Source organism: Streptomyces sp. NPDC006487 (assembly GCF_042870555.1).
GTDB lineage: Bacteria > Actinomycetota > Actinomycetes > Streptomycetales > Streptomycetaceae > Streptomyces.
Genome location: NZ_JBIAHN010000001.1, coordinates 301,842 through 325,211, shown reverse-complemented (window position 1 = coordinate 325,211; position 23,370 = coordinate 301,842). Strand labels below are relative to the sequence as shown.

21 protein-coding genes are annotated in these 23,370 nt (G+C 74.3%); 14 read left to right on the top strand and 7 right to left on the bottom strand.

Going from position 1 to position 23,370, the window contains the following annotated elements:
- The first annotated feature begins 145 nt into the window (after positions 1 to 145).
- From ACFYM0_RS01480 to ACFYM0_RS01460, 5 genes are all read left to right on the top strand, one after another.
- Positions 146 to 1,171 (top strand): cation diffusion facilitator family transporter, encoded by a 1,026-nt coding sequence (locus tag ACFYM0_RS01480; RefSeq protein ID WP_388495456.1) that lies wholly within the window; start codon positions 146 to 148, stop codon positions 1,169 to 1,171.
- A gap of 42 nt (positions 1,172 to 1,213) precedes the next feature.
- Positions 1,214 to 1,714 (top strand): NUDIX domain-containing protein, encoded by a 501-nt coding sequence (locus ACFYM0_RS01475; protein ID WP_388495454.1) that lies wholly within the window; start codon positions 1,214 to 1,216, stop codon positions 1,712 to 1,714.
- 71 nt (positions 1,715 to 1,785) lie between these two features.
- A complete protein-coding gene (locus tag ACFYM0_RS01470; RefSeq protein ID WP_388495452.1) occupies positions 1,786 to 3,042 on the top strand; it encodes a Tm-1-like ATP-binding domain-containing protein in 1,257 nt (418 codons plus the stop codon).
- Positions 3,043 to 3,155: 113 nt separating this feature from the next.
- Entirely contained in the window at positions 3,156 to 4,793 is a 1,638-nt protein-coding gene (locus tag ACFYM0_RS01465; RefSeq protein ID WP_388495451.1) for a serine/threonine-protein kinase, read from the top strand.
- A complete protein-coding gene (locus tag ACFYM0_RS01460; RefSeq protein WP_388495449.1) occupies positions 4,790 to 5,461 on the top strand; it encodes a hypothetical protein in 672 nt (223 codons plus the stop codon). The genes ACFYM0_RS01465 and ACFYM0_RS01460 overlap by 4 nt, the downstream gene beginning before the upstream one ends.
- A gap of 87 nt (positions 5,462 to 5,548) precedes the next feature.
- Here the strand turns inward: ACFYM0_RS01460 and ACFYM0_RS01455 are convergent, their stop codons facing one another.
- Positions 5,549 to 5,881, bottom strand: a complete 333-nt coding sequence (locus ACFYM0_RS01455; protein ID WP_388495447.1) for a DUF6191 domain-containing protein — start codon at positions 5,879 to 5,881, stop codon at positions 5,549 to 5,551.
- A gap of 320 nt (positions 5,882 to 6,201) precedes the next feature.
- Positions 6,202 to 7,491, bottom strand: coding sequence for an ATP-binding protein (locus ACFYM0_RS01450; protein WP_243340769.1), 1,290 nt, complete (start codon positions 7,489 to 7,491; stop codon positions 6,202 to 6,204).
- Between the two features lie 183 nt (positions 7,492 to 7,674).
- On the opposite strand from ACFYM0_RS01450, the gene ACFYM0_RS01445 reads away from it, so the two are divergent.
- Together ACFYM0_RS01445 and ACFYM0_RS01440 are read left to right on the top strand one after the other, a co-directional pair.
- Entirely contained in the window at positions 7,675 to 9,162 is a 1,488-nt protein-coding gene (locus ACFYM0_RS01445; RefSeq protein WP_388495446.1) for a hypothetical protein, read from the top strand.
- A gap of 282 nt (positions 9,163 to 9,444) precedes the next feature.
- The gene (locus ACFYM0_RS01440; RefSeq protein ID WP_388495444.1) at positions 9,445 to 10,230 is read left to right on the top strand and encodes a trypsin-like serine peptidase; all 786 of its coding nucleotides are present in this window, start codon (positions 9,445 to 9,447) and stop codon (positions 10,228 to 10,230) included.
- 57 nt (positions 10,231 to 10,287) lie between these two features.
- On the opposite strand, the gene ACFYM0_RS01435 is transcribed toward ACFYM0_RS01440, so the two are convergent.
- The 4 genes from ACFYM0_RS01435 to ACFYM0_RS01420 all read right to left on the bottom strand — a co-directional run bounded on the left by ACFYM0_RS01435 (position 10,288) and on the right by ACFYM0_RS01420 (position 14,181).
- Positions 10,288 to 10,782, bottom strand: a complete 495-nt coding sequence (locus ACFYM0_RS01435) for an NUDIX domain-containing protein (RefSeq protein ID WP_388495442.1) — start codon at positions 10,780 to 10,782, stop codon at positions 10,288 to 10,290.
- Between the two features lie 43 nt (positions 10,783 to 10,825).
- Positions 10,826 to 12,466 carry an apolipoprotein N-acyltransferase gene (gene lnt / locus ACFYM0_RS01430; RefSeq protein WP_388495440.1) on the bottom strand — a complete coding sequence of 547 codons (1,641 nt, stop codon included), beginning with the start codon at positions 12,464 to 12,466 and terminating at the stop codon, positions 10,826 to 10,828.
- A gap of 40 nt (positions 12,467 to 12,506) precedes the next feature.
- Positions 12,507 to 13,022, bottom strand: a complete 516-nt coding sequence (locus tag ACFYM0_RS01425; RefSeq protein WP_388495439.1) for a hypothetical protein — start codon at positions 13,020 to 13,022, stop codon at positions 12,507 to 12,509.
- Between the two features lie 121 nt (positions 13,023 to 13,143).
- Positions 13,144 to 14,181, bottom strand: a complete 1,038-nt coding sequence (locus tag ACFYM0_RS01420) for an FAD-dependent oxidoreductase (protein ID WP_388495438.1) — start codon at positions 14,179 to 14,181, stop codon at positions 13,144 to 13,146.
- Positions 14,182 to 14,315: 134 nt separating this feature from the next.
- On the opposite strand from ACFYM0_RS01420, the gene ACFYM0_RS01415 reads away from it, so the two are divergent.
- Positions 14,316 to 14,915, top strand: coding sequence for a TetR/AcrR family transcriptional regulator (locus tag ACFYM0_RS01415; RefSeq protein ID WP_388495436.1), 600 nt, complete (start codon positions 14,316 to 14,318; stop codon positions 14,913 to 14,915).
- Positions 14,912 to 15,892, top strand: a complete 981-nt coding sequence (locus ACFYM0_RS01410) for an ADP-ribosylglycohydrolase family protein (RefSeq protein ID WP_388495434.1) — start codon at positions 14,912 to 14,914, stop codon at positions 15,890 to 15,892. Before ACFYM0_RS01415 ends, ACFYM0_RS01410 begins: the two co-directional genes overlap by 4 nt.
- Positions 15,893 to 15,946: 54 nt before the next feature.
- Here the strand turns inward: ACFYM0_RS01410 and ACFYM0_RS01405 are convergent, their stop codons facing one another.
- On the bottom strand, positions 15,947 to 16,753 hold the full coding sequence (locus ACFYM0_RS01405) for a glutamate racemase (protein ID WP_388495432.1): 807 nt from the start codon (positions 16,751 to 16,753) through the stop codon (positions 15,947 to 15,949).
- A gap of 144 nt (positions 16,754 to 16,897) precedes the next feature.
- Here ACFYM0_RS01405 and ACFYM0_RS01400 point away from each other — a divergent pair, with 144 nt between their 5' ends.
- The 5 genes from ACFYM0_RS01400 to ACFYM0_RS01380 all read left to right on the top strand — a co-directional run bounded on the left by ACFYM0_RS01400 (position 16,898) and on the right by ACFYM0_RS01380 (position 23,327).
- Positions 16,898 to 18,094 carry a glycosyltransferase gene (locus ACFYM0_RS01400; RefSeq protein ID WP_388495430.1) on the top strand — a complete coding sequence of 399 codons (1,197 nt, stop codon included), beginning with the start codon at positions 16,898 to 16,900 and terminating at the stop codon, positions 18,092 to 18,094.
- Positions 18,095 to 18,351: 257 nt separating this feature from the next.
- A complete protein-coding gene (locus tag ACFYM0_RS01395; RefSeq protein WP_388495428.1) occupies positions 18,352 to 18,939 on the top strand; it encodes a DUF6643 family protein in 588 nt (195 codons plus the stop codon).
- 72 nt (positions 18,940 to 19,011) lie between these two features.
- Complete coding sequence (locus tag ACFYM0_RS01390) at positions 19,012 to 19,836, top strand: MOSC domain-containing protein (protein WP_388495426.1); 825 nt, start codon at positions 19,012 to 19,014, stop codon at positions 19,834 to 19,836.
- Positions 19,837 to 20,124: 288 nt separating this feature from the next.
- Entirely contained in the window at positions 20,125 to 20,736 is a 612-nt protein-coding gene (locus ACFYM0_RS01385) for a hypothetical protein (RefSeq protein ID WP_388495425.1), read from the top strand.
- A gap of 122 nt (positions 20,737 to 20,858) precedes the next feature.
- Positions 20,859 to 23,327, top strand: a complete 2,469-nt coding sequence (locus tag ACFYM0_RS01380) for a right-handed parallel beta-helix repeat-containing protein (protein WP_388495423.1) — start codon at positions 20,859 to 20,861, stop codon at positions 23,325 to 23,327.
- Positions 23,328 to 23,370 lie beyond the last annotated feature (43 nt).

The following is a 23,370-nucleotide window of genomic DNA, read 5'->3' as shown; positions in this document are numbered from 1 at the left end:
GGGTAATGACAACGGTCCCCGTTGCAGCCTTTGCCCATCGCCGCGAGGTGCGCTTCACTTCAGGCGACACGTACGGAAGTCAGCCGACACCGTGCGGAAGCGCAATCCACACACACGCCGCGCACCACGACTCACGGGGGACACCATGAGCGCGCACGACCACGCGCCGCACGACCACGGCGCCGCCGGCCACGAAGGTCACGGGCACGCTGGTCACAGCCACGGTGTCGCCGCCGACGCGGACCGCCGCTGGCTCGGCATCGCCCTCGGCCTGATCACGGGCTTCATGGCCATCGAGGTGGTCGTCGGCGTCCTGGCGCACTCCCTGGCCCTGATCTCCGACGCCGCGCACATGCTGACGGACGCCGTCTCGATCGTCCTCGCGCTGATCGCGATGCGACTGGCCGCCCGGCCGGCACGCGGTGGTTTCACGTACGGCCTCAAGCGCGCGGAGATACTCTCCGCGCAGGCCAACGGCCTCACCCTGCTGCTGCTGGCTGTCTGGCTGGCGTACGAGGCCGTGCGGCGGCTGCTCGATCCGCCGCCCGTGGAAGGCGGGCTGGTGCTGGTGACGGCGCTCGCGGGCATCGTCGTCAACATCGTGGCGGCCTGGTGCATCTCGAAGGCGAACCGCACCTCGCTCGCGGTGGAGGGCGCCTACCAGCACATCCTCAACGACCTGTTCGCCTTCATCGGCACCGCCGTCGCCGGCCTGATCGTGCTCACCACCGGCTTCCGGCAGGCGGACTCGATCGCCTCCCTCGTCGTGGTCGTCCTGATGGTCAAGGCGGGCTACGGACTGGTCCGGGAGTCCGGACGGATCCTGCTGGAGGCCGCCCCGGCCCACGTGGACCCGGACACGGTCGGCGACCGCCTGGTCGGGCAGCCCCCGGTCACCGAGGTCCACGACCTGCACATCTGGACCATCACCTCCGGGCAGGCCGCGCTGTCCGCACACGTGCTGGTGGCCCCGGAGGGCGACTGCCACGCCGTGCGCCGGGACCTGGAGGCCCTGCTGGCGAAGGAGTACGGGATCACGCACACCACCCTCCAGGTGGACCACGTCCAGGACTCCCTCCTCACGGTCGGCCGCCACGGCGAGGACCAGCCCGACACCCACTGCGCGGACGCCCACGGCCCCGTCCACCGCCAGGGTCCGCACGACCACTGAGCCGCCGCCTGAGGGGCGCCCGGACGGGGTAGGGATGTGGCCATGACCGCGAAGCGCAGCGCCGGGCTCCTCCTGTTCAGGCGGCCCGACACGACGGACGACGCCCCCTCGCCCCCTGCCGGGTCCATCGAGGTACTGCTCGGCCACATGGGCGGCCCGCTCTGGGAGCGCCGCGACGCGGGCGCCTGGTCGATCCCGAAGGGCGAGTACGGCCCCGAGGAGACCCCGCGCGACGCGGCCCGCCGGGAGTTCGAGGAGGAGCTCGGGCTGCCGCCGCCGGAGGGTCCGTACCTGCCGCTGGGCGAGGTGCGGATGATCGGCGGGAAGCTGGTGACGATCTGGGCGGTACGGGCGGACCTGGATCCGGCCCTCGCGGTGCCCGGCACCTTCACCATGGAGTGGCCGCCGAAATCGGGGCGGACGGCGGAGTTCCCCGAGCTGGACCGGGTCGAGTGGTTCGCTCCCCCGGTGGCCAGAACCAAAATGGTGGTATCTCAGATCCCCTTCCTGGAACGGCTGTTGGAGGTTCTGGAGAACTCCTGAAGGGCCTTGGGAGCCAGGGTTGACCCGACCTTTACTTGCCAACAAACCCCACCTGCATGGACATTGCACGTATGACGAACGTCGTGCTGGTGGGAACCCTGGACACCAAGGGTGTGGAGTACGGCTGGTTGCGCGAGAGGCTGCTGCGCGCCGGCGTCGAAGTGATCACGGTCGACACAGGAATCATGAACGAGCCCCGCATGCCCGCCGACGTACCGCGCGAAGCGGTGGCGCGGGCCGCGGGAACGGAACTGTCCGAACTGCGCGCGGCCGCCGACCGGGGCGCGGCCGTCACCACGATGGCCCGGGGCGCCGAAGCGACCCTGTTACGCCTGCACGCCGAAGGCCGGCTGCACGGAGTGCTCGCGATAGGCGGCAGCGGCGGAACCTCCATCGCCACCCGGGCGATGCGCGCACTGCCGCTCGGCGTTCCGAAGGTGATGGTCTCCTCGATGGCGTCCGGGGACGTGGCCCCGTACGTCGGATCGGCGGACATCACCATGATGTACAGCGTCGTGGACATCGCGGGGATCAACAGCATCTCCGCGCCGGTCCTGGCCAATGCCGTCGCGGCGGTCGCCGGGATGGCCGAGGCCTACGCCCGCTCCGCCATGGAGCTGCGCAGGCCGGCCCTGCTGGGCTCGGGGCCCCGGCCGCTGATCGCGGCGAGCATGGCGGGCGTGACCACGATCGGCGTGGACGCGGCCCGGGAACGCCTGACCGAACTGGGCTACGAGGTCCTGGTCTTCCACGTCAGCGGCGCCGGCGGCCGGACCCTGGAGACCCTGGCCGGCCAGGGGATCTTCGCCGGTGTCCTCGACCTCACGCTCAGCGAGCTCGCCGACGACCTGTGCGGCGGCATCCTGACCGCCGGGCCCGACCGGCTCAGCGCCGCCGGGCGGGCCGGGATCCCGCAGGTGGTGAGCCTGGGGGCGCTGGACATGGTGAAGTTCGGCACGATGGAGAGCCTGCCCGAACGGGTCCGCTACCGCCGGATCCGCGTCCACAACCCCTCGATCACGGTGATCCGTACGACCGAGGCCGAATGCGCCGAGCTCGGCCGCCGGGTCGCCGCCAAACTCCGTGCGGCCACCGGCCCCACGGCCGTCTGCGTACCACTGCGCGGACTGTCCACGCTCGGCGCCCCGGGCGGGCCCTACCACGACCCCGGCGCCGACGGGGCCCTGTTCTCGGCGCTCCGCGAAGGCCTGCGGGGAAGCGCCGTCCGGACCCACGACTACGACACCCACATCAACGATCCGGCCTTCGGGCGGGCGGCGGCCGACCGGCTGCACTCCATGATCGGAGCGCGGGCCGCGGCCGCCTGACCCGGGCTCCCCCGACAGGGAACCGGCCGTGGCGGAAATGTGTCCCAGGTGATGGCCGGTCCCCTGGAAGGAGCGGCTCCGGGGCGCGGTCACGCCACGGCAAGGGGGAAGGCATGAACGGCGTGTGGTCGGTTCCCGGTTACTCGGAGGTCCGCGAGCTCGGTTCGGGCGCCAGCGGCCGCGTGGTCCTCGCGGTCCACGAAGGCACCGGCACGGCCGTCGCGGTGAAGTACCTGAACGACCGGATGCTCGAGAACCCGGTCTTCGTCCGGGAGTTCCGGGCGGAGGCCCAGCTGCTCGGCGCCCTGCGCTCCCCCTACGTGGTCGGGCTGTACGAGTACGTCGAGGCGCCCGGCGGCGCCGCGATCGTCATGGAACTCGTGGACGGCATCCCGCTGAACGCCCTGCTCAAGCAGTGCGGGCGGACCGGACCGGAGGCGGCGCTGGTCCTGCTGAAGGGCTCCTTGCTCGGGCTCGCCGACGCCCACCGGGCCGGTGTGGTCCACCGGGACTACAAGCCGGCGAACGTCCTGGTCGCGGCCAACGGGACCTCCAAGCTGGTGGACTTCGGCATCGCCACCCCCCTGGGCACCACGCCCGGGGCGGCGGGCACTCCGGCGTACATGGCCCCGGAGCAGTGGCAGGGCCGGCCCGCCTCGCCCGAGGCCGACGTGTACGCGGCGACGGCGACCTTCTTCGAATGCCTCACCGGCCGCAAGCCCTACGACGGGCAGAACTTCGCGGAGCTCGCCGTCCAGCACATCGAGGCGCCGGTCCCGGAGACCGAGGCGCCCGAGCCGGTGCGCCCGCTGATCCGGCGGGGACTGGCGAAGTCCCCCGAACAACGGCCCGAGGACGCCGACGCGTTCGTCGCGGAGCTGGAGGCCGTGGCCCTGGCGGCGTACGGGCCCCAGTGGGAGGAGCGCGGACAGCGCAAGCTGGCCGCGCTGGCGGCCCTGCTGCCGCTGCTGTTCCCCTCCGCGGGAGCCCCGGCGCAGGGCTCCACTGCACTGGCCACGACGGTCCTGCCACCGCCGCCCACACCCTGGAGCCCGGGCGGGCGCGGTCTGCTCGCGGCGGGGGCCGCGCTCGTGCTCGGGCTGGTGGCCGTCCTCGGCTACCAGGCGGTGGGCTCGGAGCCGGGCGGCGCGCGGGCGCTGAACGCCTTCGCGACGTCGCGCGCGTCGGCGCCGGGCCCGGCCACCCCGGCGCCCGGACCCGGCCTGTCCGCCTCTCCGACACCGGCTCCGACACCGACGCCGTCCGCATCGGTATCCGCGTCGGTGTCCGCGTCGCCGTCGGCGAGCCCGAGTCCCAGCTACCCGTGGCCCACGCCGACTCCGACGCCGACCTGGACGGTGACCAAGCCTCCGACCCCGACCCCGTCCGCGACACCCACGCCGACCCCGACCCCTTCCCCGAAGGTCAAGATCTCCGCGGTGAACGTCACCTCCTTCCGGCAGACGGCCCCGGGCACCACCGAGGCCGCCTTCTCCGTCGAAAGCGACGGCGCGGGCCCGTACACCCTGGTCGTCGAGTGGTTCACCGGTGACACCAAGGGCGCGCTGACCGTGCCCGACGGCCGCCAGACGGTCCCCTTCGGAGCCGGGAGCGTGGGAACCCACACCCTCGCGCACACCTTCGCGCAGGGCGCCGGCTGCTACTGGAGCGTCCGCGCCACCACCACGCCGGCCGCGGCCAACCAGAGTTCCGTCCAGAGCATCTACATCAGGGGGTGCAAGCCGGCATGAGCGATCCCCGCGCCCCGCAGGGCGACGACGACTACAGCGCCACCGTCCTCGGCAGCCACTGGATCACCGGACCGCCCCGGGGCACGGAGCGGACCGAGCGGCTCGACGGCGCCGGTGCGACCGGAGGCACCGGCCCGACCGCCCGGTTCGACGTGCCCGTCGGGGCCGTGCCGGACCGGGTCGAGGGTTCGGTCCTGCGCTTCGGACCCGGGGTGACGGCCGCGCTGCCCGCGCCGTTCCCGCTGTTCCCCGTCCCGGCCCCCCGCAGGCGCCGCCGCGAATGGCGGCGCTACACCCTGGCCGCCGTGGTCCTGATCGGCGTCCTGTGCTATCTGGGCTGGCAGCGCTACGGCCCGGCCCTGGAGGTCCGGGACACCGTGGTGACCACCGACGCCAAGGGTCCGGGTTGCGACGGCACCGCCGACGTGGTGGCCGTCGTACGGACCAACGGGCGGCCGGGGGTCCTCGCGTACCGCTGGCTCCGCAGTGACGGCACCCGCTCGGAGCAGCTCACCGAACGGGTCCCCAGCGGCCGCAAGGAGGCCCGCCTGCACCTGCTGTGGACCTTCCAGGGCGCGGGCACCTACCCCGCGAAGGCCGAGCTCGAGCTCGTCTCGCCCGTACGGCGAACGGCCGCCGCGGAGTTCACGTACCGCTGCCGCCCGTAGGCGCCCGCCGCCGCGAGGGGATCCGGCCGGCGTGGCAGCGCTCGGACGCCACCGTCCGACGCGGACGGCACGCGACGGGCGCTGCCTTCAGGAGCGACCGCCCGGTCGCGCCCTGCCGGGCAGACGGATCACCGCGAGGCCGCCGTCGAGGTCGACGCGTGACCGGGGCGGGGCTCCGTCCTCCTCGTCGTCGCGCATGACCAGGGCGCTCTGCCGCTCCTTGAGCTCGTTCTGCTTGCCCGGCGAGAAGCTCGCGTGCAGTTGCTCGAAGCCGGTCGCGGACATCTGCCCCTTGCGGCCGTTCCAGCGCCAGGGCAGCAGACCGGCACGGCCCGCGCGCTCCAGCGTGAGGTCGAGGAAGGCGATGCCGGTGAGCAGCAGGGCCAGCCCCGGAAGGGTCATGAAGACGACGAAGGCCATGGCCCGACCCTAACCCCGGTCCTCCTTTCGGCCAACGGCCCGAGCACGCCGGCCCGTCCTTCCGGCCGGGGCGGTCGTGGCCGTGCGGCCGAGGCGCCGCCGCCCCCGCTCCTGGTTGACTCGAATGTGTTGGCGAGGGCATCAGGGATGGCCCTCACGGCACCCTTGCTGCCACGTTCCAGCCGGCGATACACCCCAACGGAACGTGGCCGTCCCGCACGGATGCCAAGTCCGCGCGGGAGGCCCGCAGCCGCTTTGGGGAGTGGCTGCGGGCCATCTCGCCTGCCCGTCCGTGGCGGGCGGCTCGGATCGCTCCTTCTTCAGAAGCGGGCGTGCGCGGTGATGTCCGCCGCGAACTCCCCCGTCATCGCCGGGGTCACCGTCGGCCGGCACTGCGCCACCGCCGCCAGGTAGTCCTCCGTGCTCGCGCCCAGCTGGGCGGCCGCCGCGCCCCGCGCGCCCACCGCCTCCAGGTCGCGCTCGAAGGACACCTGCGCCGCGATCCGCGCCGCGTGCTCGATGTCGGCCGGGGTGAACAGCTCGCTCGCCCCGACCAGCGCCGCCACGTCCACATCGGGACGGCCCGCCGTGTACCGGGCCCAGATCGCGGCGCGGGCGCCCGCGTCCGGGGTTCCGATCGGGATCAGGTAGTCGAAGCGGCCGGGACGCAGGAAGGCCGGGTCGAGGGAGCGGATGGAGTTGGTCGCGCAGACCAGCAGCCGTTCGTCGCCCTCGCGGAAGCCGGGTATGAGTTTGAGCAGCTCGTTGGTCACCCCGTGGATCCCGCCGGGCTGGGCGGGCTCGGTGCGCACGGGCGCGATCTCCTCGACCTCGTCGATGAAGACGAGCACCCGTTCCAGCTCGGCGATGCGGGCGAACGCGTCGCGCAGGGCCGCCGCGAGATTGCCCTCGTCGGCGAGGCGGGAGGGCAGCAGTTCCACGAAGGGCCAGCCGAGCCGGGAGGCGATGGCCCGGGCGAAGGTGGTCTTGCCGGTGCCGGGCGGGCCGAAGAGGGTGATGGCGCGCGGCGGCCGCACCCCGTGCGCGGCGGCCCTCTCGGGCTCGGCGAGCGGCAGCACCACGCGCCTCTCGATGAGGTCCTTCTCGGTCTCCATGCCGGCGACCTTGGCCCACAGGTCGTTCGGCAGGAAGCGGCCGCCGAGGTCGTCCAGGAGACCGGCGGCCGGGCCGTGCAGCGGCTCGGTCTTCTCGAAGTAGGCGACGGCGGGCTGGCGGGTGTAACCGGCGTTGAGCAGGCCCTCGCCGAGCAGGTCCTCCTCGGGCAGGACGTACGCGATGCGCCCGACGCGGGCGGCGATGAGCCGCCGCTCCAGCTCCACGAGCAGCGCGCTGGCCAGGCCCCGGCCGCGCCAGCCCGCGGCGATGGCGATGCGCATGACCCAGGCGCGCTCGCCGGTGACGCAGGCGAGGGCGGCGCCGATGGGGACGCCCTGGTGGACGGCGACCACGCAGGGCTGCCGGTCGGTGAGGGCGCTGATGCATTCGGCGAGTGAGAAGACCGACTCCTGGCCGAGTTCGGCCGTGGTGTCGATCAGATGGACGACGGCCGCGAGATCGCTCTCGCGGTAGTCGTGGATCAGCCAGTTCACCGGGTACCGCCCCTCGTTCGTGCTCCTGCGTGCCTGCTGCGCACCTTGCTGCCGCGAGGCTAGGGGCGTGCGGGCACACCGATCACGCTCCGTCGTGCACAACACCCGGTCCGGGAACCCTCCGTATCGTCCATAGACTGGTGTTTTCCGCCCGAACTGATGCCCGAGGATCCGTACGCTTTCATGACTTCCCACATATCCACCGGCATCCGACGGCGGCCGTACCTCGTGTGGCTGCTCCCGGTCCTCTGGACGGTGGCCCTCGGGCTGTGGGGGCTCTCCCGGCAGAACAGCGTGTGGCGCGACGAGGCGGCGACCTGGCAGGTGGCGGAGCGCACCCCCGGTGAGATCTGGCACCTCCTCGGGAACGTGGACGCGGTGCACGGCCTGTACTACCTGGTGATGCACGCGCTCTTCGAGGTGTTCGGGGCGGGCACGACGACCCTGCGCCTCCCCTCGGTGCTGGCGGTGGCGGTCGCCGCCGGCTGTGTGGCCCTGATCGGGCGCCGACTGGCGGGCCCGTGGGCCGGGCTGGGCGGCGGGCTGGCCCTCGGACTGCTGCCGGCCGTGCAGTTCCAGCTCCAGGAGGGCCGGTCGTACGCGCTGATCGCGGGCGGGGTCGGCCTGTCGACCCTGCTCCTGGTCTCGCCGATCGCGGGCACCGGAGCCGGTCCGGCGCGGCGGACGGGGCCGCGCTGGGTGGCGTACGGGGCCCTCGTGCTGGTCTGCGCCCTGCTGAACTGGTTCTCCCTGCTGATCCTGCCCGCCCACGCGGTGACCCTGTGGTGGGCACGGGCCCGGCGCGAGGTCGTGGCGCCCTGGCTGCTCGCCTCGGCCGCGGCCGTGGCGGGGGCGCTGCCGCTGATCCTGTTCAGCCGGACCCAGTCCGGGCAGGTCTCCTGGATCCCGCCGCTGACCTGGCACATGATGATCGGCCCGGCCGTCCTGCTGACGGTCGGTGCGCTGGGCGCGTGGGCGGACCGCGCGGGCGGACCGCGCACCGGCGTCCCCGCCCGGCTGACGGCGGCCTCGGTCGGGCTGCCGCTGCTGGCGGTGCCCCTGCTGGGGCTGGCCGCCGCCTCCCTGGTCCAGCCGCTGTTCCTGGACCGCTACGTGCTGTTCTCCATGCTGGGTCTGGCCCTGCTGATCGGAGCGGCGCTGGGCGCGGCCGTACGGGCCCTCGCGCCCCGGTACCCCAAGGCGTCGGGCGCGCTCGTGCCGGTCGTGGTCGCGGTCTCGGCGGTGGCGCTGCTGCCGGTGGCCCTGGCCGACAGGTCTCCGGCGAGCCGGGTGGACGACGTACTGGCGGTGGCCGGGGAGGTGTCCGTGCTGAAGCGGGACGGCGACGCGGTGCTCTTCGTCCCGGCGGCCCGGCGGGACACCGCACTGGTCTCGCCCGGGGCGTTCGCCGGCCTGAAGGACATCGCCCTGTCCCGCGGCCCCGCGGAGTCGGGGACCCTGAAGGGCGAGGAGGCCGGCCCGGCACGGATCTCGGCGGCCCTGCGGGAGCAGCGGCGGGTCCTCCTGGTGACGGACTCGCGAAAGGCCGCCAAACCCCCGGGCTCCGCGGCGGACCGGGCGAAGGCGGCCGTCCTGCGGGCGGAGTTCACCGTGGTGGCGGACCGGGAGGTCCGCGGCCGCCGGGTGACGGTGTACGAGCGGCGCGGCTGACGCCGGACCGGCTATCCGTCCGGCGGCTTGCCGTCCGGCGGCTTGCCGTCCACCGGGGTGGGGGCGTCGATGGGTCCGCCTCCGCGGCGGCGGGGTCCGGACCAGGGCGCGGGCACCGCGTCGAGGCGGTAGGCCAAGGCGTCGGAACCGCGTCGAGGCGGTCGGGCAGGGCGTAGGCGACCGCCTCGCTGACCGGCGGCCTCGGACCCACCGCGGGGATTCACAGCGAATTCACACGGATTCCCCGGTTCCGGTCACAGCTTCACCCGGGAGGCTCGGAGCATGATCCAGCGCCTTCGCTCCCGACCGGACCGCCGCCCCCGCGCCCGTGGCCGGCGCGCTTCCAGGGTCCTGCTCGCGCTGGCCGTGATGACGGCCCTGACCGGCGTCGACCTCCCCGACGCGCTCGCCGAGCCGCCGCTCGGGGTCACCGGCGCGGCCGCGGCCGATGCGACGTCCGCGCGGGTCGGCGCGCTGTTCGCGGGCGGCCTCGACGGCGGGCACTTCTGCACCGCGTCCGTGGTGCGCAGCGAGGACCGCGATGTGATCGCCACCGCCGCGCACTGCCTGGGCAGCCCGGACACCACCTACTTCGCCCCCGGCTACCGCGACGGCGAAGCCCCGTACGGCCTGTGGAAGCTCACCGGCATGTTCGTGGCCCCGGGCTGGACGGACGGCGAGGACCCCGACGCCGACATCGCCTTCGCGAGGGTGGTGCCGGTCGGCGAAGAGGTGGACGGCCCGCGGATCGAGGACCTCGTCGGGGGCTTCCCGGTCGCGGCCGAGCAGCCGGCCGACGCCACCGTGTCCGTCGTCGGTTACCCGAGCCGTGACGAGTCCCCGCTGTCCTGCGCCAACGGCACGACGCTGTTCTCCGAGACCCAGCGCCGCATCGAGTGCCCGGACCTCAGCGGCGGCACCAGCGGCAGCCCGTGGCTCGTCGACGGCGCCCTGGCCGGCGTCCTCGGCGGCCACGAGGGCGGCGGGACCGTGCCGGAGATCTCGTACAGCGCGGTCATGGGCGACCAGGCGGTGGAGCTGTACCGCGAGGCCGCCGACAACGGCTGAGCCCGGCCGCCGGGCCGGAGGCCGGAGCGGTCAGAGCGCTCCGAGCCGTCCGAGCGGTCAGAGGCCGAGGGTCGCCGCGTCGGCGGCCTCGAACCAGGTCGGCTCGTCGCGCAGGGCCTGGCGGATCCGGTCGACGGCGAAGGACTCCAGCGGCTCCGGCAGCGCGTCCGGGGCGAACCAGGCCACCTCCAGCGACTCGTTGTCGTTGACCCGCGCCTGCCCGCCCGTGGCCCGGCAGCGGAAGGTGATGTCCTGGAACTGGCAGACGTCCCCGTTCGGGTAGGTCATCGGCGGGAGCATCTGCACCAGCACCACGCGCTCCGGTACGCACCGCACCGCCGTCTCCTCGTACACCTCGCGGACGGCCGTCTCGGCCGGCTGCTCCCCCGGCTCGGCGATGCCGCCGACGACCGACCAGCGCCCGGTGTCCGCGCGCCGGCCCAGGAGGACCCGCCCCTCGTCGTCGACGACGATGGCGGTCACCCCGGGCAGCAGCAACAACTGGTGACCGGCGGTGGCGCGCAGGGTCCGGATGAAGTCAGGTGTGGTCATCCCCCGACCCTACGAGGCCGACGGCCCCGCGCGGCCCAAGTCCCTACGGCGCCCTGCGCAGGCGGCGCGCCAGGGTCCAGCCGAGCCCGGCCGCGGCGACGGCCAGCAGCAGGTACTCGGCGAGCGGGCCGAAGCGGGTGGCCGGCGTCTGCGTGGAGCGCAGCGGGATCTCGGCGACCAGGGCGTCGGCCGTGAACATCTTCGTCTGCTGCACGATCTCGCCGTCGGGGCGGATCACCGCGCTGACCCCGCTGGTGACGGGCACGAGCACGGTCCGGCTGTGCTCCACGGCCCGGACCCGGTCCATGGCGAGCTGCTGGTAGGTCATCTCGGTGCGGCCGAAGGTGGCGTTGTTGCTGGGCACCGCGATGACCTGGGCGCCGGCTTGGACCGTGGAGCGGACGGCGTCGTCGAAGGCGGCTTCGTAGCAGGTGACCATGCCGACTCCGCTGCCCGCCATGCCGAAGACGCCGGGCTCCTTGCCGGGGCCGAAGTCGCGCCGCACCCGGTCCACGTCGGAGCTGAAGAGCCGGACGAAGGAGCGCATCGGGATGCGCTCGCCGAAGGGCTGGATCTTGCGCTTGTCGTAGGTGTCCACGGGGCCCTTGACCGGGTCCCACAGGATCATCGTGTTGCGCAGCGGGCCCGTCTCCGGGGCCAGCACCGAGCCGATGGCCACGGGCACCCCGATGGTCTTGACCGCGTTGTCGATGACGGCGTAGGCGTCGGGCTCGGCGTACGGGTCGATGTCGGAGGAGTTCTCCGGCCAGACGACGAAGTCGGGCTTGGCGACCTTGCCGAGCTTGACGTCCTCGGCGAGCTGGATCGTGCGGTTGGCGTGGTTGTCCAGGACCTGGCGGCGCTGGGCGTTGAAGTCGAACCCTGCGCGCGGGACGTTGCCCTGGATGACGGCGGCCACCGCGGTGCCGTCCTCGGCCGCGTCGGAGATCAGCGGCCGGGCCGCGAGTGCCCCGGCGAGCGGGGCGGCCACGGCGGTGGCGGCGAGCAGCGCGGCAGTGGCCCGGCGGGTGTCGGCGCCGACGCGCAGGACCTCGTACAGCCCGAATCCGCACAGGGCCACGGCGAAGGAGAGCAGCGGGGTGCCGCCGAGCGCGGCGAGCGGCAGGAAGACCCCGTCGGGCTGTCCGAAGGCGAGCTTGCCCCAGGGGAAGCCGCCGAAGGGGGCCCGGGCGCGCAGTGCCTCGCCGGCGATCCAGACGGCGGCGCCCCACAGCGGCCAGCCGGGGAGCCGGCTGACGAGGGCGATGCCGAGGGCCGTGAGGCCGATCAGCAGGGACTCGAGGGTGACGAGTGCCAGCCACGGCACCGGGCCGACACCCTCGCCGGTCCAGACGAGCAGCGGCAGCAGGAAGCCGAGCCCGTGCAGCACACCGAGGCCGAACCCGGCCCGCGCGCGGCGCCCGTACAGGCACCATCCGAGCAGGGCGAGCGCGAGGGGGGCCAGCCACCACAGCGTGCGGGGCGGGAAGCTGAGGTAGAGCAGCGCTCCGGACAGGACCGCGAGCCCGGGCCGCGCCAGCCGTCCGGGCCACCGCCGCGCGGGGGAACCCGCGACCGCCGCCGCCCGGGGCGCTCGGTTCCGCACGCCGTCTTCCGCTTCCGCGTGCCCTTGCGGTTCGTTCACGGCATCGTTCCCGGCCGCGCGGGTCGCACTGCTGCTCATCTGGCGGAGTGTACGTCCCCTCGCTGTGCCGGTGACGGAGTCAGTGGGCCAGGGCGCGCAGATGGGTGCGGATCACCCGGACCGCGTTCTCCGCGTCGTCGACCGTGACGGTGAAGAGCTTGCCGTCGCCGAGCCGGAGTTCCAGCCCTTCCCCGCGCCGGACGATGACGGCGGTGCCGCGCTCGGGACGCCAGCGGTAGCCCCAGCCGCCCCACTGCTGCGGGGTGATCCGGGGCACGTACTCGGCGGCCTCCACTTCCGTGAGCCGGATCCTGCGGCGCGGCAGCCCTATGTGCCCGCAGCGCACCTCGATGGCCTCGGCGTCGACGGTGACGGCGGCGTGCACGAAGGCGAGGGTGCCGAAGAGGATGAGCAGGCCCGCGGCGAGGCAGCCGATCACCGCCATCAGCAGCGCCACGATGCCGGCGCCCCAGGCGTGGTCGACCGCGAGCTCGACGCCGAGCGCGAGACAGGCCGCACCGGCTCCGGCGAGGATCCACTGCACGCGGTTGGAGGCCCGGCCCGTCCAGAGCGGACCCGGGGGGTGACCCGTCATGTGTAGCAGCGTACTCACGTTCCGCAGGGACGCCACCGGCCTCTGGCCACGGTCGGCGCCCTGGCCTTCTCCGTACGGGGCTTCGGGGCCGTGGAGGAATACCGGCCTCGGCCGGGACGCGCTAACCGGGCAGCAGGCCGACGAGTGCGTCCCGCAGGGCCGGGCGGCGGACCGTCATGAAGCGGTGCAGGGTCCGGGAGCCGAATGCGACCCGCTGGGCGCTGCGGCGGCGCTCGCCTTCGTATGCGCGCAGGGCGGCGGGTATACCTCCGGGGTCATGGGAGGCAACGGCCCGGGTGAGGGACTCCGCGTCGAGGAGGGCGGTGCAGGCGCCCTGGCCGAGGTTCGGGGTCATGGCGTGCGCCGCGTCGCCGACCAGGGCGACCGGTCCGGGCGGGGCCGTGCGGGTGAAGGAGGGCAGCGCCGGGTGGAGGTGGCGCATCCGGTAGCGGATCCAGGTCTGCGGGTCGGTGTCGGCGAGCACGCGCGGGATGGGGTCGTGCCAGTCGGCGAAGGCGGCCCGCAGTTCCTGCGCCGTGGTCGCCTCGGGAACGGTGGCGTACCAGTTGGTGCGGCCGGGTTCGACCGGGGTCATCCCGAAGAAGCGGCCCCGGCCCCAGGTCTCGCCGTAGACGCCGGTCTCGAATCCGGCGGTGCCGATCCAGGCCGTGGACCCGAGCTCGCGCGGCCGGCTCCCGCCGTCGAAGCGATCGGTGCGGACCGCGCTGTTGATTCCGTCGGCGCCGACGAGGAGGTCCGCGCCCCGCGCGGCCGAAGCCTCGTAGGCCCGGCCGTACGCGATCTCCGTGCCGCCGAGCCGGGCGAGCTCGGCGACCAGCGCGTCGATCAGGTAGGGCCGCGAGATGAGGAGTTCGGGTCGACCCGCCTTGCGTTCGATCCGCTCCAGTGGGAGTGCGGCCAGGACCCGGCCGTCGGGACGTCGGATCTGCGCGTCCCGGTACGGGACCGCGCGCGCCCGGAGCGCCCCGCCGAGGCCGAGCCGGTCGAGCGCCACCTGGGCCGCGGGATGGATGCCGAAGGCGGTGCCGTACTGCTCCGGCTCGGCCCGGCGCTCCAGAACGGTCACCGCCCATCCGGCCCGGCGCAGGCCGATGGCGGTGGCGAGGCCGCCGACCCCGGCGCCGACGACCACCGCCAAGCCCTTCTCCCTGCCCCTGTCCCCGTCCCCAGTACGCACGCCCACGGCACACCCTTTGTTCGAGTCGCTTCCGCTCGACCACCACACCCGTGGTGCCACACCTGTGGTACCACGGGTGTGGTTATGCTGACAAGGTGAACCAGGACCGAAGGGACCGGCTGCGGGACGCGGCCATCACCGTCCTCTCCGAGGCGGGCGGGCGGGGCCTGACGCACCGGGCCGTCGACGCCGCGGCCGACGTGCCGCCGGGCACCGCCAAGAACTACTTCCCGACCCGCGACGCACTGCTGCGCGCGGTCGCCGGGCGCTGCCTGGAGCAGTACCGGGCACTCGCCGACCGGCTCGCGGGGCCCGGGCCCGGACCCGCCGACCGGGCCGCACTCGCCGCGGTGCTCGCCGGACTGCTCCGCGATACGGCCGGAGCCGGGCGGCCGCGCATGGTGGCCTACCTGGAGCTCCAGACCGAGGCGACCCGACGGCCGTGGCTGGCGGAGCTGCTGGACCCGATCGCGACGGCGGACTTCGCGGCGTTCGGGCACCTGCTGGGCGCCGCCGGACTGCCGGCCGGTCCGCAGCACGCCCGCGCCCTCACCCTCGCGCTGCACGGAGCCGTGCTCCACCTCCTGGCGGGCGCCCCGGCCACCCTGGCCGCGGCCGGGCTCGACGACCTGGACGCCTTCACGCGCGGGGTACTGGACCGTGTGTGCCCCGGACCGCACGAGGAGACCCCGTGACCATCCGTACCATCCCGACCGACCGTGCCGTCGGAGCCGTGCTCGGCTCGGCGGCCGGGGACGCACTCGGCGCGCCCTACGAGTTCGGCCCCGCCGGGCAGTTGAGCGCCCGGGGCGAGGAGATGCGCGGGGGCGGCGGATGGGATCCGGGGGAAGCCACCGACGACACGCAGATGGCGGTGCTGGTCGGGGAATCCCTGCTGGACCGCGGCGGGCTCGAACTCCCCGACGTGTTCGGCCGGTTCCGGCGCTGGGCGGCCGGGGACCCCAAGGACATCGGGCTGCAGACGGAGATCGTGCTGACGAGCGGCGACCCGTGGGACCTGGCCGCCGCGCTGCACTTCCAGACCAACGCACGGGCGGCGGGCAACGGTTCCCTGATGCGCGCCTCGACCTCGGCGGTGTACTTCGCCCCCTCCGGGCGGGAGCGGACCATGGACGCCGCCCGGCGGATCGCCGCGCTGACGCACGGGGACCGGGCCGCATGGGAGGGCACGGCCGTCCTGCACGAACTCGTGCGCGTGGCGCTGGAGGGCGGCGATCCCCTGTCCGCGCTCCCCGCGACGCTGGCGCGGGTGCACCCGGACCACCGCGAGCGGTACGCGCGGGTCCTCGCCCCGGACTGGCATCCGGACCTGGCCACCGAGTTCAACGGGGCGGTGTGGCCCTGCCTGGGCTCTGCGGTGTGGGCGCTGCGCACCACGACGGGCTTCGCCGACGCCGTACGGGCCGCCGTGGACCTGGGCGGCGACACCGACACGGTGGCGGCGGTCACCGGCACCCTGGCCGGGGCGCGGTACGGCGCGGCGGCCGTCCCGGAGTCCTGGACGGCCCGCCTGCACGTACCGCTGCCGGGCTTCGGGGACCGCGTGCTGGACGCGGGCGGCCTACGGGAACTGGCCCGTCGCCTCGCGGAAGCCGGAGCCGACGCGGCGGCGGCTGCTGCGGCCCCGGGTCGGCGCGAGCCCGGCTGCTGATCGGCCGGCCCGGACCCGTCTCCCGCGGCCGCGACGGGTCCGCGGCCTCCGGGGTCACCCCTGGAGGGATCCCCCGACGATGGCGCTCCGCCCGGCCAGCAGACGCCCTTCGGCGTACCCGAGGGCGGGCTCGGGCAGCGCGCCGGGGCGGCCGCTGAGCAGGACGGTCAGGCTGCCGGTGTGCGGCAGGCCGGGCTCCGGGCGGGCGCCGAGCCGGCGCAGGGCCTGGACGGCGACGGGTTCGGCGGAGCCGTGGAAGACGAACGCGCCGCCTCCGGTGCGCCGGTCGAGCGCGACCCGGATGGGCTCTTCGACCAGCTCGTAGTGGGTGCAGCCGAGCACCACGTCGGTGACGTCGGCCGGGGTCAGCGCGGCGGCCGCGGCGACGGCCCGTACGACGGCGGCCTCGTCGCCTGCCTCGACGGCGTCGGCCAGACCCGGGCAGGGCACCTCGGTGACGCGCGCCCCGTCGGCGAAGTCGCGGATCAGGCCGCGCTGGTAGGGGCTGCCGGTGGTGGCGGGGGTGGCCCAGATGGCCACGCGCCCTCCGGCGGCCGCTGCGGGCTTGATCGCCGGCACGGTCCCGATGACCGGGATCGCGGGCTCCAGCGCGGCGCGCAGCGCGGGCAGTGCGTGGACGGAAGCGGTGTTGCAGGCGACGATCAGCGCGTCCGGCCGGTGCGCGGCGGCGGCCCGAGCGACACCGAGGGCCCGCCCGGTGAGGTCCTGCGGGGTCCTCGGACCCCAGGGCATCCCGTCGGGGTCGCAGGACAGCACCAGCTCCGCGTCCGGCCGCAGCCGTCGCATCGCGGCGGCCGCGGCGATGAGGCCGATACCGGAGTCCATGAGGGCGATCTTCACTTGGTCACCTTAATCGATCCCCCCGCCCCGCCCGGGTCGACAGGACCGCCGCTCCCCGGCCCGGAGCGGCCTCCGGCCCAACCGGGGCCGCCGAACCCCGGTGTCCCGCGGGTCCCGCGGTGCCGCTCCCGGCACACTGCCGGGATGGGTTACCTCCTCGTCGCCGCGTGCGCCTCGCTCGCCGTCTGGCTCTGGCTCACCCTCGGCCAAGGCATGTTCTGGCGGACCGATACGCGCCTGCCGCCCCGGCACACCCCCGCCCGCTGGCCGTCCGTCGCGATCGTGGTCCCGGCCAGGGACGAGGCCGGGGTGCTGCCGCTCAGCCTGCCGTCCCTGCTCGCGCAGGACTATCCCGGCGAAGCCGAGGTCATCCTGGTCGACGACGGCAGCACGGACGGCACGGCCGCCCTCGCCCGGCGGCTCGCCGACGCGCGCCCCGGCCTGCCCCTGACGGTCCTCTCCCCCGGCGAACCCGGCGCGGGCTGGACGGGCAAGCTCTGGGCCCTGCGGCACGGCATCGCACACGCCCGCTCCGGCGCCGGCGTCCGCGACCACCCCGGCCCGGGCCCCGCCCCCGACTACCTCCTCCTCACCGACGCCGACATCGCCCACGAACCCGACAGCCTGCGCGAGCTGGTCTGCGCCGCGACGGCGGGCGATTTCGACCTGGTCTCCCAGATGGCCCGGCTGCGCGCCGTCAGCGCCTGGGAGCGGCTGATCGTCCCGGCCTTCGTGTACTTCTTCGCCCAGCTCTACCCCTTCCGCTGGATCAACCGCCCCGGCGCCCGCACCGCGGCCGCCGCCGGCGGGTGCGTCCTGCTGCGCACCGAGGCGGCCGTGCGGGCCGGAGTCCCGGACTCGATCCGGCAGGCCGTCATCGACGACGTCTCGCTCGCCCGGGCGGTCCAGCGCACCGGCGGGCGCATCTGGCTCGGGCTCGCGGAGCGGGTGGACAGCGTGCGCCCGTACAGCTCGCTCGCGGACCTGTGGCGGATGGTCTCGCGCAGCGCCTACGCGCAACTGCGCCACCGGCCGGCGCTGCTGGCCGGGACGGTGGCCGGGCTGGTCCTGGTCTACCTCGTGCCGCCGGCCGCGCTCCTCGCCGGCCTCGCCGCCGGCCGGCCCGCCGTCGCCTGGGCGGGCGGCCTGGCCTGGCTCCTGATGGCCGGCACCTACCTGCCGATGCTGCGCTACTACCGCCAGCCGGCGGTGCTCGCGCCGTTCCTCCCGCTCACCGCGCTGCTGTACCTCCTGATGACCGTCGACTCGGCCGTGCAGCACTACCGCGGACACGGAGCGGCCTGGAAGGGACGTACCTATGCCCGCCCCGGCGACGCCTGAAACCGGACTCCGCCCTTCACCTTCACGTCTTCCGAGGTCAGTGGGTTATGACGCTTCGTCAGCGAAGAGCCGGCGTGCGATCCGTGCAACACCCAACCGGTGAGTACGAGTAGGAGCAAGATGGGGCGGAAGTGACCAAATCGTGCACGTGAACGTGAAGTGAAACCTGTGGCCCTGACCTGCGAATATGCAGGTCAGGGCGGTGTTGACGACACCTCGCTATGGACCCGGTGAAGTCGTGGGCTTAACTTAGGTCCATGACCTCCCCCCGCTCCACTTATGGCGGCGGTTACTACTCCGCGCCCTCCTTCCCGGACACCCCTATCTACGACTCCCTCGTCGCCGAACGCGGGACCCCGCAGATCGCCCCGATCCGGGTCCCCGCCGCCTACGACTCGCCGAGTGCCGGCTACTCGAGCGGTGGGTACCTCCCGGCCCTCGCGTCCGCGCTCCCCGCCCTGCCGGCAGCGCTGCCGCCCGCCCGCCCGCAACAACAGCAGCACGCCCCGGCGTACGGGTACCCGTACCAGCAGCAGGCCGCGCCGCAGCAGATGCCGCACATGCAACAGATGCAGCAGATGCCGCAGCCCATGTCGATGCCGATGCCGCTCCAGCAGGCGCCGGTGCCGTACGTGCCTCAGCAGCCGCAGCCCTTCGCGGCCCGCACCGGTTACGTTCCGCAGCCCCAGCCGCAGCAGCCCCGTCCGGTCGCCACGGGCACCGGGTACGAGGCGATGCGCCCGGCCGCACCGCGTCCGATGCAGGCGCAGCCCGCGCCCGTGCCGGCCGCCTCGTTCGAGGACCCGTACGGTCGTCCGTACCAGCCGCAGGGGCGCGGTTACTGACCGCTGCGCCCGGCCGGCCCTTTCCGACGAGGTCGCTGCGGAGTCCGTGAAAGCGGCTGGCAGAATTTCCCCATGGTGAAACTGCGTGTCCAGGCGCTCCACGTCCATCCCGTCAAATCGGTGGCGGGGACGGCACCCGACGAGGTGGCCGTGGAGCCCTGGGGTCTGTCCGGCGACCGCCGATGGGCGGTGGTGGACGGGGAGGGCGCGGTCATCACCCAACGCCAGCAGCCGAGGCTGGCCTTGGCGCGAGCCCGTCCGCTGGGGGGCGGCGGGTTCGAGGTCTCGGCGCCGGGCATGGCGGATCTGACGGTGGAGGTCCCGGGGCGGGGTCCGCTGGAGCCGGTGATGCTCTTCGGCAAGAAGATCGAGACCGTGGCGGCGGCGCGGGCGGCCGCCGACTGGTTCACCGCGTACCTGGGCGTACCGGCCCACCTGGTGCACCTGGACGACCCGGCCGTACGGCGGCCGGTGGATCCCCAGTACGCGCTGCCCGGCGAGACCGTGAGCCTCGCCGACGGCTATCCGCTGCTGATCGCCACCCTCGCCTCGCTGGACGCGCTCAACGCGCTGATCGCCCGGGGTGACCACCCGGACGAGGGACCGCTGCCGATGAACCGGTTCCGCCCGAACGTGGTGGTGTCCGGAGCGGAGGCCTGGGCCGAGGACGGCTGGGAGCGCGTCGCGATCGGCGACGCCGTCTTCCGCGGGGCGCGCGAATGCGGACGCTGTGTCGTGACGACCACCGACCAGACGACGGCGCTGCGGGGCAAGGAGCCGCTCCAGACCCTGGCCAGGCACCGGCGGATCGGGAAGTCCCTGGCCTTCGGGCGGCTGCTGGTGCCGGTGCGGCTGGGGACGCTGCGGATCGGCGACGAGGTGCACGTCCTGGCGTGAGCCCAGGCATGAGTCCAGGCACGGGGCGGGGCCTGGCGCGAGCGCACGCGCAGGAACGAACGCGGAGCCGCCTCCAGGGGCCGGTGAGACCATCCGGATTGACACCTTCGAGGGGCTCTGGCGCCCCCCTGGAACCAACCGCCACCGCCTGCCCGTTGGAGCATTCGGGACGTGGGCACCGATCGGGTGACACACGTCTCGCGCGTCCCGGAATGCGGGTGGCCGGGGCATGCGGGAGGCTGGGACGGCAGGCAGGCGCAGACTGGCAGAAGTAGGGGGAGCCGGACCGTGCGGACAGCAATGGGAGTGTGGCGCTGGCGGCGCAATCCGCTGCGCCGCCAGACGGATCTATTCGAGGCCTGGGTGGCCTTCGCGGCGCTGCTGTGCGTCCTGTTGGTGGCTCCGGCCATCGGCTGGGCGGCCGGGGTGCGGGTGGACGGCACGCTGCAGCGTGCCGCGCGCGAACAGCGCGTCGAGCGCCACCTCGTACCGGCGGTGGTGGTCCGGCCGACACCGGATCCGCTCCCCGGCGCGGCCACCGATCCCGCGGCGCAGCGCCAGACCCCGCAGCGCACGCAGATCGTCGCGTCGTGGACGGCGCCCGACGGCAGCAGCCACCAGGGCACGGTGCCGGCCGCGGAGGAACCGCCGCATCCCGGCGACCGGTTCCGGATATGGACCGATACGCACGGCCGCCTGGTCGGGCAGCCCCTCGACCCCTCCTCCGCCAGTTTCCACGCGGGCATGGCGGGGCTCGCGGCGGCCCTGGGCATGGCCGCGCTGGTGGAGACGCTTCGCCGGCTGGTCGTACGAAGGCTCATGCATCGGCGGTACATCCGGCTGGACCGCGCATGGGCCGCGGCGGGACCGGACTGGGGCCGGGCGGGCGCGGGCAGCTGACCTGGCAACTCACCGGCCCCGCGCGCGCTACGGTGGAGCGCCGGAGCGGCTGCTCCGATCGGGGCCGTCGAAAGATCAGCAGGCGGACACACGGAACACCAGGGTGGGGGCACGACAGCACCATGGCTCAGGGCACGGTCCAGGTGACGCACGGCGGTTCCTCGCGGTGGCGTCGCCGCTCCGGTGACTATCCGACGCTGAACGCCGCGCTGGCCGCGGCGGGCGACGGCGACGTCCTGTCCATCGCGCCCGGCACCTACCGGGAGAACCTGGTGCTGCACCACGCCGTGACCCTGCGCGGGCCGGAGGGCTCGCTGGGTTCGGTGCGGATCGCACCGCTCGACGGGGTCGCGCTGACCGTCCGCGCCTCGGCGGTCATCCAGGACCTGCACCTGGAGGGCCAGGACCCCACGGCGCCCGCGCTGCTCGTCGAGGACGGCTCCCCCGAGCTCACCGACCTGCGGGTGAGCACCCGCTCGGCGGCCGGAATCGAGGTCCGCGGGAGCGGTGCCCGGCCCCTGGTCCGGCGCTGCACGGTGGAGAATCCGGCCGGAATCGGCATCGCCGTACTGGACGGCGGCGGCGGGGTGTTCGCCGACTGCGAGGTCGTGGCCGCCGGCCAGACCGGGGTCTCCGTGCGGGGCGGCGGCCGCCCCCGGCTGGAGCGCTGCCGGATCCACCACGCCACGGGCGCCGGCATCGCCGTGACGGGCGATGGTTCGGGCCTGGAGGCGCTGGGCTGCGAGGTCTACGAGATCAAGGGCGCCGGGGTGCAAGTCGCCGCGCGGGCCACGGCCGTGCTCACCGACTGCGCGGTCCACCGCACCTCCGCCGACGGGGTCACCCTCGACACGGACGCCGTCCTCACGCTGGCCGGCTGCGACATCCACGACATCCCGGAGAACGCGGTGGACCTGCGCTCGCGCTCCGTGCTCACGCTCAGCCGCACGACCGTCCGCCGCTTCGGCCGCAACGGCCTGTCCGTGTGGGATCCGGGCACCCGCGTCGTCGCCGACTCCTGCGAGATCCACGACAGCACCGGCGACTATCCGGCCGTCTGGATCAGCGACGGGGCCGGGGTGTCGCTGGACTCCTGCCGGGTGCACGACGTACCGGACGCCCTGTTCGTGCTGGACCGGGGTTCGCGGGTGGACGTGGTGGACAGCGACATCTCCCAAGTCCGCAACACCGCCGTCTCGGTGAGCGACGGTGCGACGGCCCAGCTGGACGACTGCCGGATCCGGGAGGCGGCCACGGGGGCCTGGTTCCGCGACCACGGCAGCGGCGGCACGCTCGCCAACTGCACCATCGACTCCGTCCAGACCGGCGTGATCGTCACCAAGGGCGCGGATCCCACGCTGGAGCGGTGCACGGTGAGCTCCCCCGCCGAAGCCGGGTTCTACGTGTCGGCGGGCGGGCGCGGCACCTTCACGGCGTGCCGGGTCACGGGCAGCGCGGGCTTCGGTTTCCATGTCATCGACGGCTGCCGGACCTCCCTGCACCGCTGCCACACCGAGCGCTGCGCGCGCGGGGGCTACGAGTTCGCGGAGGACGGCCCGGTCGCCGAGGACTGCACGAGCGACGAGTCCGGACCGCGCCTCGCCGCCCGGTCCGCCTCCGGCGTGGGCGCCGGCTCGGGTGCGGGGGCGGCGGCCGGGGAGCGTACGGGGATCCGTACGGTATCGGCCGCCGCGAGCCCCGTGGCGGCCGGCACGGCCGAGCGGGTGCCGGCCCAGCGGCCGGCCGACGAGACGGAGGCCGCGGCGAGCGGGCAGCCGGCGGCCCGCGGTTCGGTCGAGGTGCTGGGGCACCTCGACGCGCTCGTGGGGCTGGACAGCGTCAAGCGCGAGGTCCGTGCGCTGACCGACATGATCGAGGTGGGCCGGCGCCGGCAACTGGCCGGGCTCAAGGCCGCCTCGGTCCGCCGCCACCTGGTCTTCACCGGCTCCCCCGGCACCGGCAAGACCACCGTGGCCCGGCTGTACGGGGAGATCCTGGCCTCCCTCGGGGTCCTGGAGCGCGGCCACCTCGTGGAGGTGTCCCGCGTCGACCTGGTCGGCGAGCACATCGGGTCCACCGCGATCCGCACCCAGGAGGCCTTCGACCGGGCGCGCGGCGGGGTGCTGTTCATCGACGAGGCGTACGCCCTGGCGCCCGAGGACTCGGGCCGCGACTTCGGCCGCGAGGCGATCGACACGCTGGTGAAGCTCATGGAGGACCACCGGGACGCGGTGGTGGTGATCGTCGCCGGGTACACGGCGGAGATGGACCGCTTCCTGACCGTGAACCCGGGGGTGGCCTCCCGCTTCTCCCGGACCATCACCTTCGGGGACTACGGGCCCGGGGAACTGCTGCGGATCGTGGAGCAGCAGGCCGAGGAGCACGAGTACCTGCTCGGCGAGAAGACCGCCGACGCCCTGCTGACGTACTTCACCGACCTGCCCAAGGGGCCCGCCTTCGGCAACGGCCGCACCGCGCGCCAGACCTTCGAGTCGATGGTCGAGCGGCACGCGGGGCGGGTCGCGCAGCTGTCCGAGCCGAGCAAGGACGATCTCACCCTGCTCTACCCGGCGGACCTTCCGGAGCTCTGACCGCAGCCCCGCGCACGTGCAGCTACGGGTACGGGTACGGGTA

Excerpts from the sequence above, each read along its gene's own strand:
- ACFYM0_RS01395 (WP_388495428.1), top strand. The coding sequence starts at position 18,352 with ATGACCTCCCCCCGCTCCACTTATGGCGGCGGTTACTACTCCGCGCCC.
- ACFYM0_RS01470 (WP_388495452.1), top strand. The coding sequence starts at position 1,786 with ATGACGAACGTCGTGCTGGTGGGAACCCTGGACACCAAGGGTGTGGAG.
- ACFYM0_RS01465 (WP_388495451.1), top strand. The coding sequence starts at position 3,156 with ATGAACGGCGTGTGGTCGGTTCCCGGTTACTCGGAGGTCCGCGAGCTC.
- ACFYM0_RS01440 (WP_388495444.1), top strand. The coding sequence starts at position 9,445 with ATGATCCAGCGCCTTCGCTCCCGACCGGACCGCCGCCCCCGCGCCCGT.
- ACFYM0_RS01460 (WP_388495449.1), top strand. The coding sequence starts at position 4,790 with ATGAGCGATCCCCGCGCCCCGCAGGGCGACGACGACTACAGCGCCACC.
- ACFYM0_RS01455 (WP_388495447.1), bottom strand. The coding sequence starts at position 5,881 with ATGGCCTTCGTCGTCTTCATGACCCTTCCGGGGCTGGCCCTGCTGCTC.
- ACFYM0_RS01480 (WP_388495456.1), top strand. The coding sequence starts at position 146 with ATGAGCGCGCACGACCACGCGCCGCACGACCACGGCGCCGCCGGCCAC.
- ACFYM0_RS01445 (WP_388495446.1), top strand. The coding sequence starts at position 7,675 with ATGACTTCCCACATATCCACCGGCATCCGACGGCGGCCGTACCTCGTG.
- ACFYM0_RS01435 (WP_388495442.1), bottom strand. The coding sequence starts at position 10,782 with ATGACCACACCTGACTTCATCCGGACCCTGCGCGCCACCGCCGGTCAC.
- ACFYM0_RS01400 (WP_388495430.1), top strand. The coding sequence starts at position 16,898 with ATGGGTTACCTCCTCGTCGCCGCGTGCGCCTCGCTCGCCGTCTGGCTC.
- ACFYM0_RS01380 (WP_388495423.1), top strand. The coding sequence starts at position 20,859 with ATGGCTCAGGGCACGGTCCAGGTGACGCACGGCGGTTCCTCGCGGTGG.
- ACFYM0_RS01425 (WP_388495439.1), bottom strand. The coding sequence starts at position 13,022 with ATGACGGGTCACCCCCCGGGTCCGCTCTGGACGGGCCGGGCCTCCAAC.
- lnt (WP_388495440.1), bottom strand. The coding sequence starts at position 12,466 with ATGAGCAGCAGTGCGACCCGCGCGGCCGGGAACGATGCCGTGAACGAA.
- ACFYM0_RS01390 (WP_388495426.1), top strand. The coding sequence starts at position 19,012 with ATGGTGAAACTGCGTGTCCAGGCGCTCCACGTCCATCCCGTCAAATCG.
- ACFYM0_RS01475 (WP_388495454.1), top strand. The coding sequence starts at position 1,214 with ATGACCGCGAAGCGCAGCGCCGGGCTCCTCCTGTTCAGGCGGCCCGAC.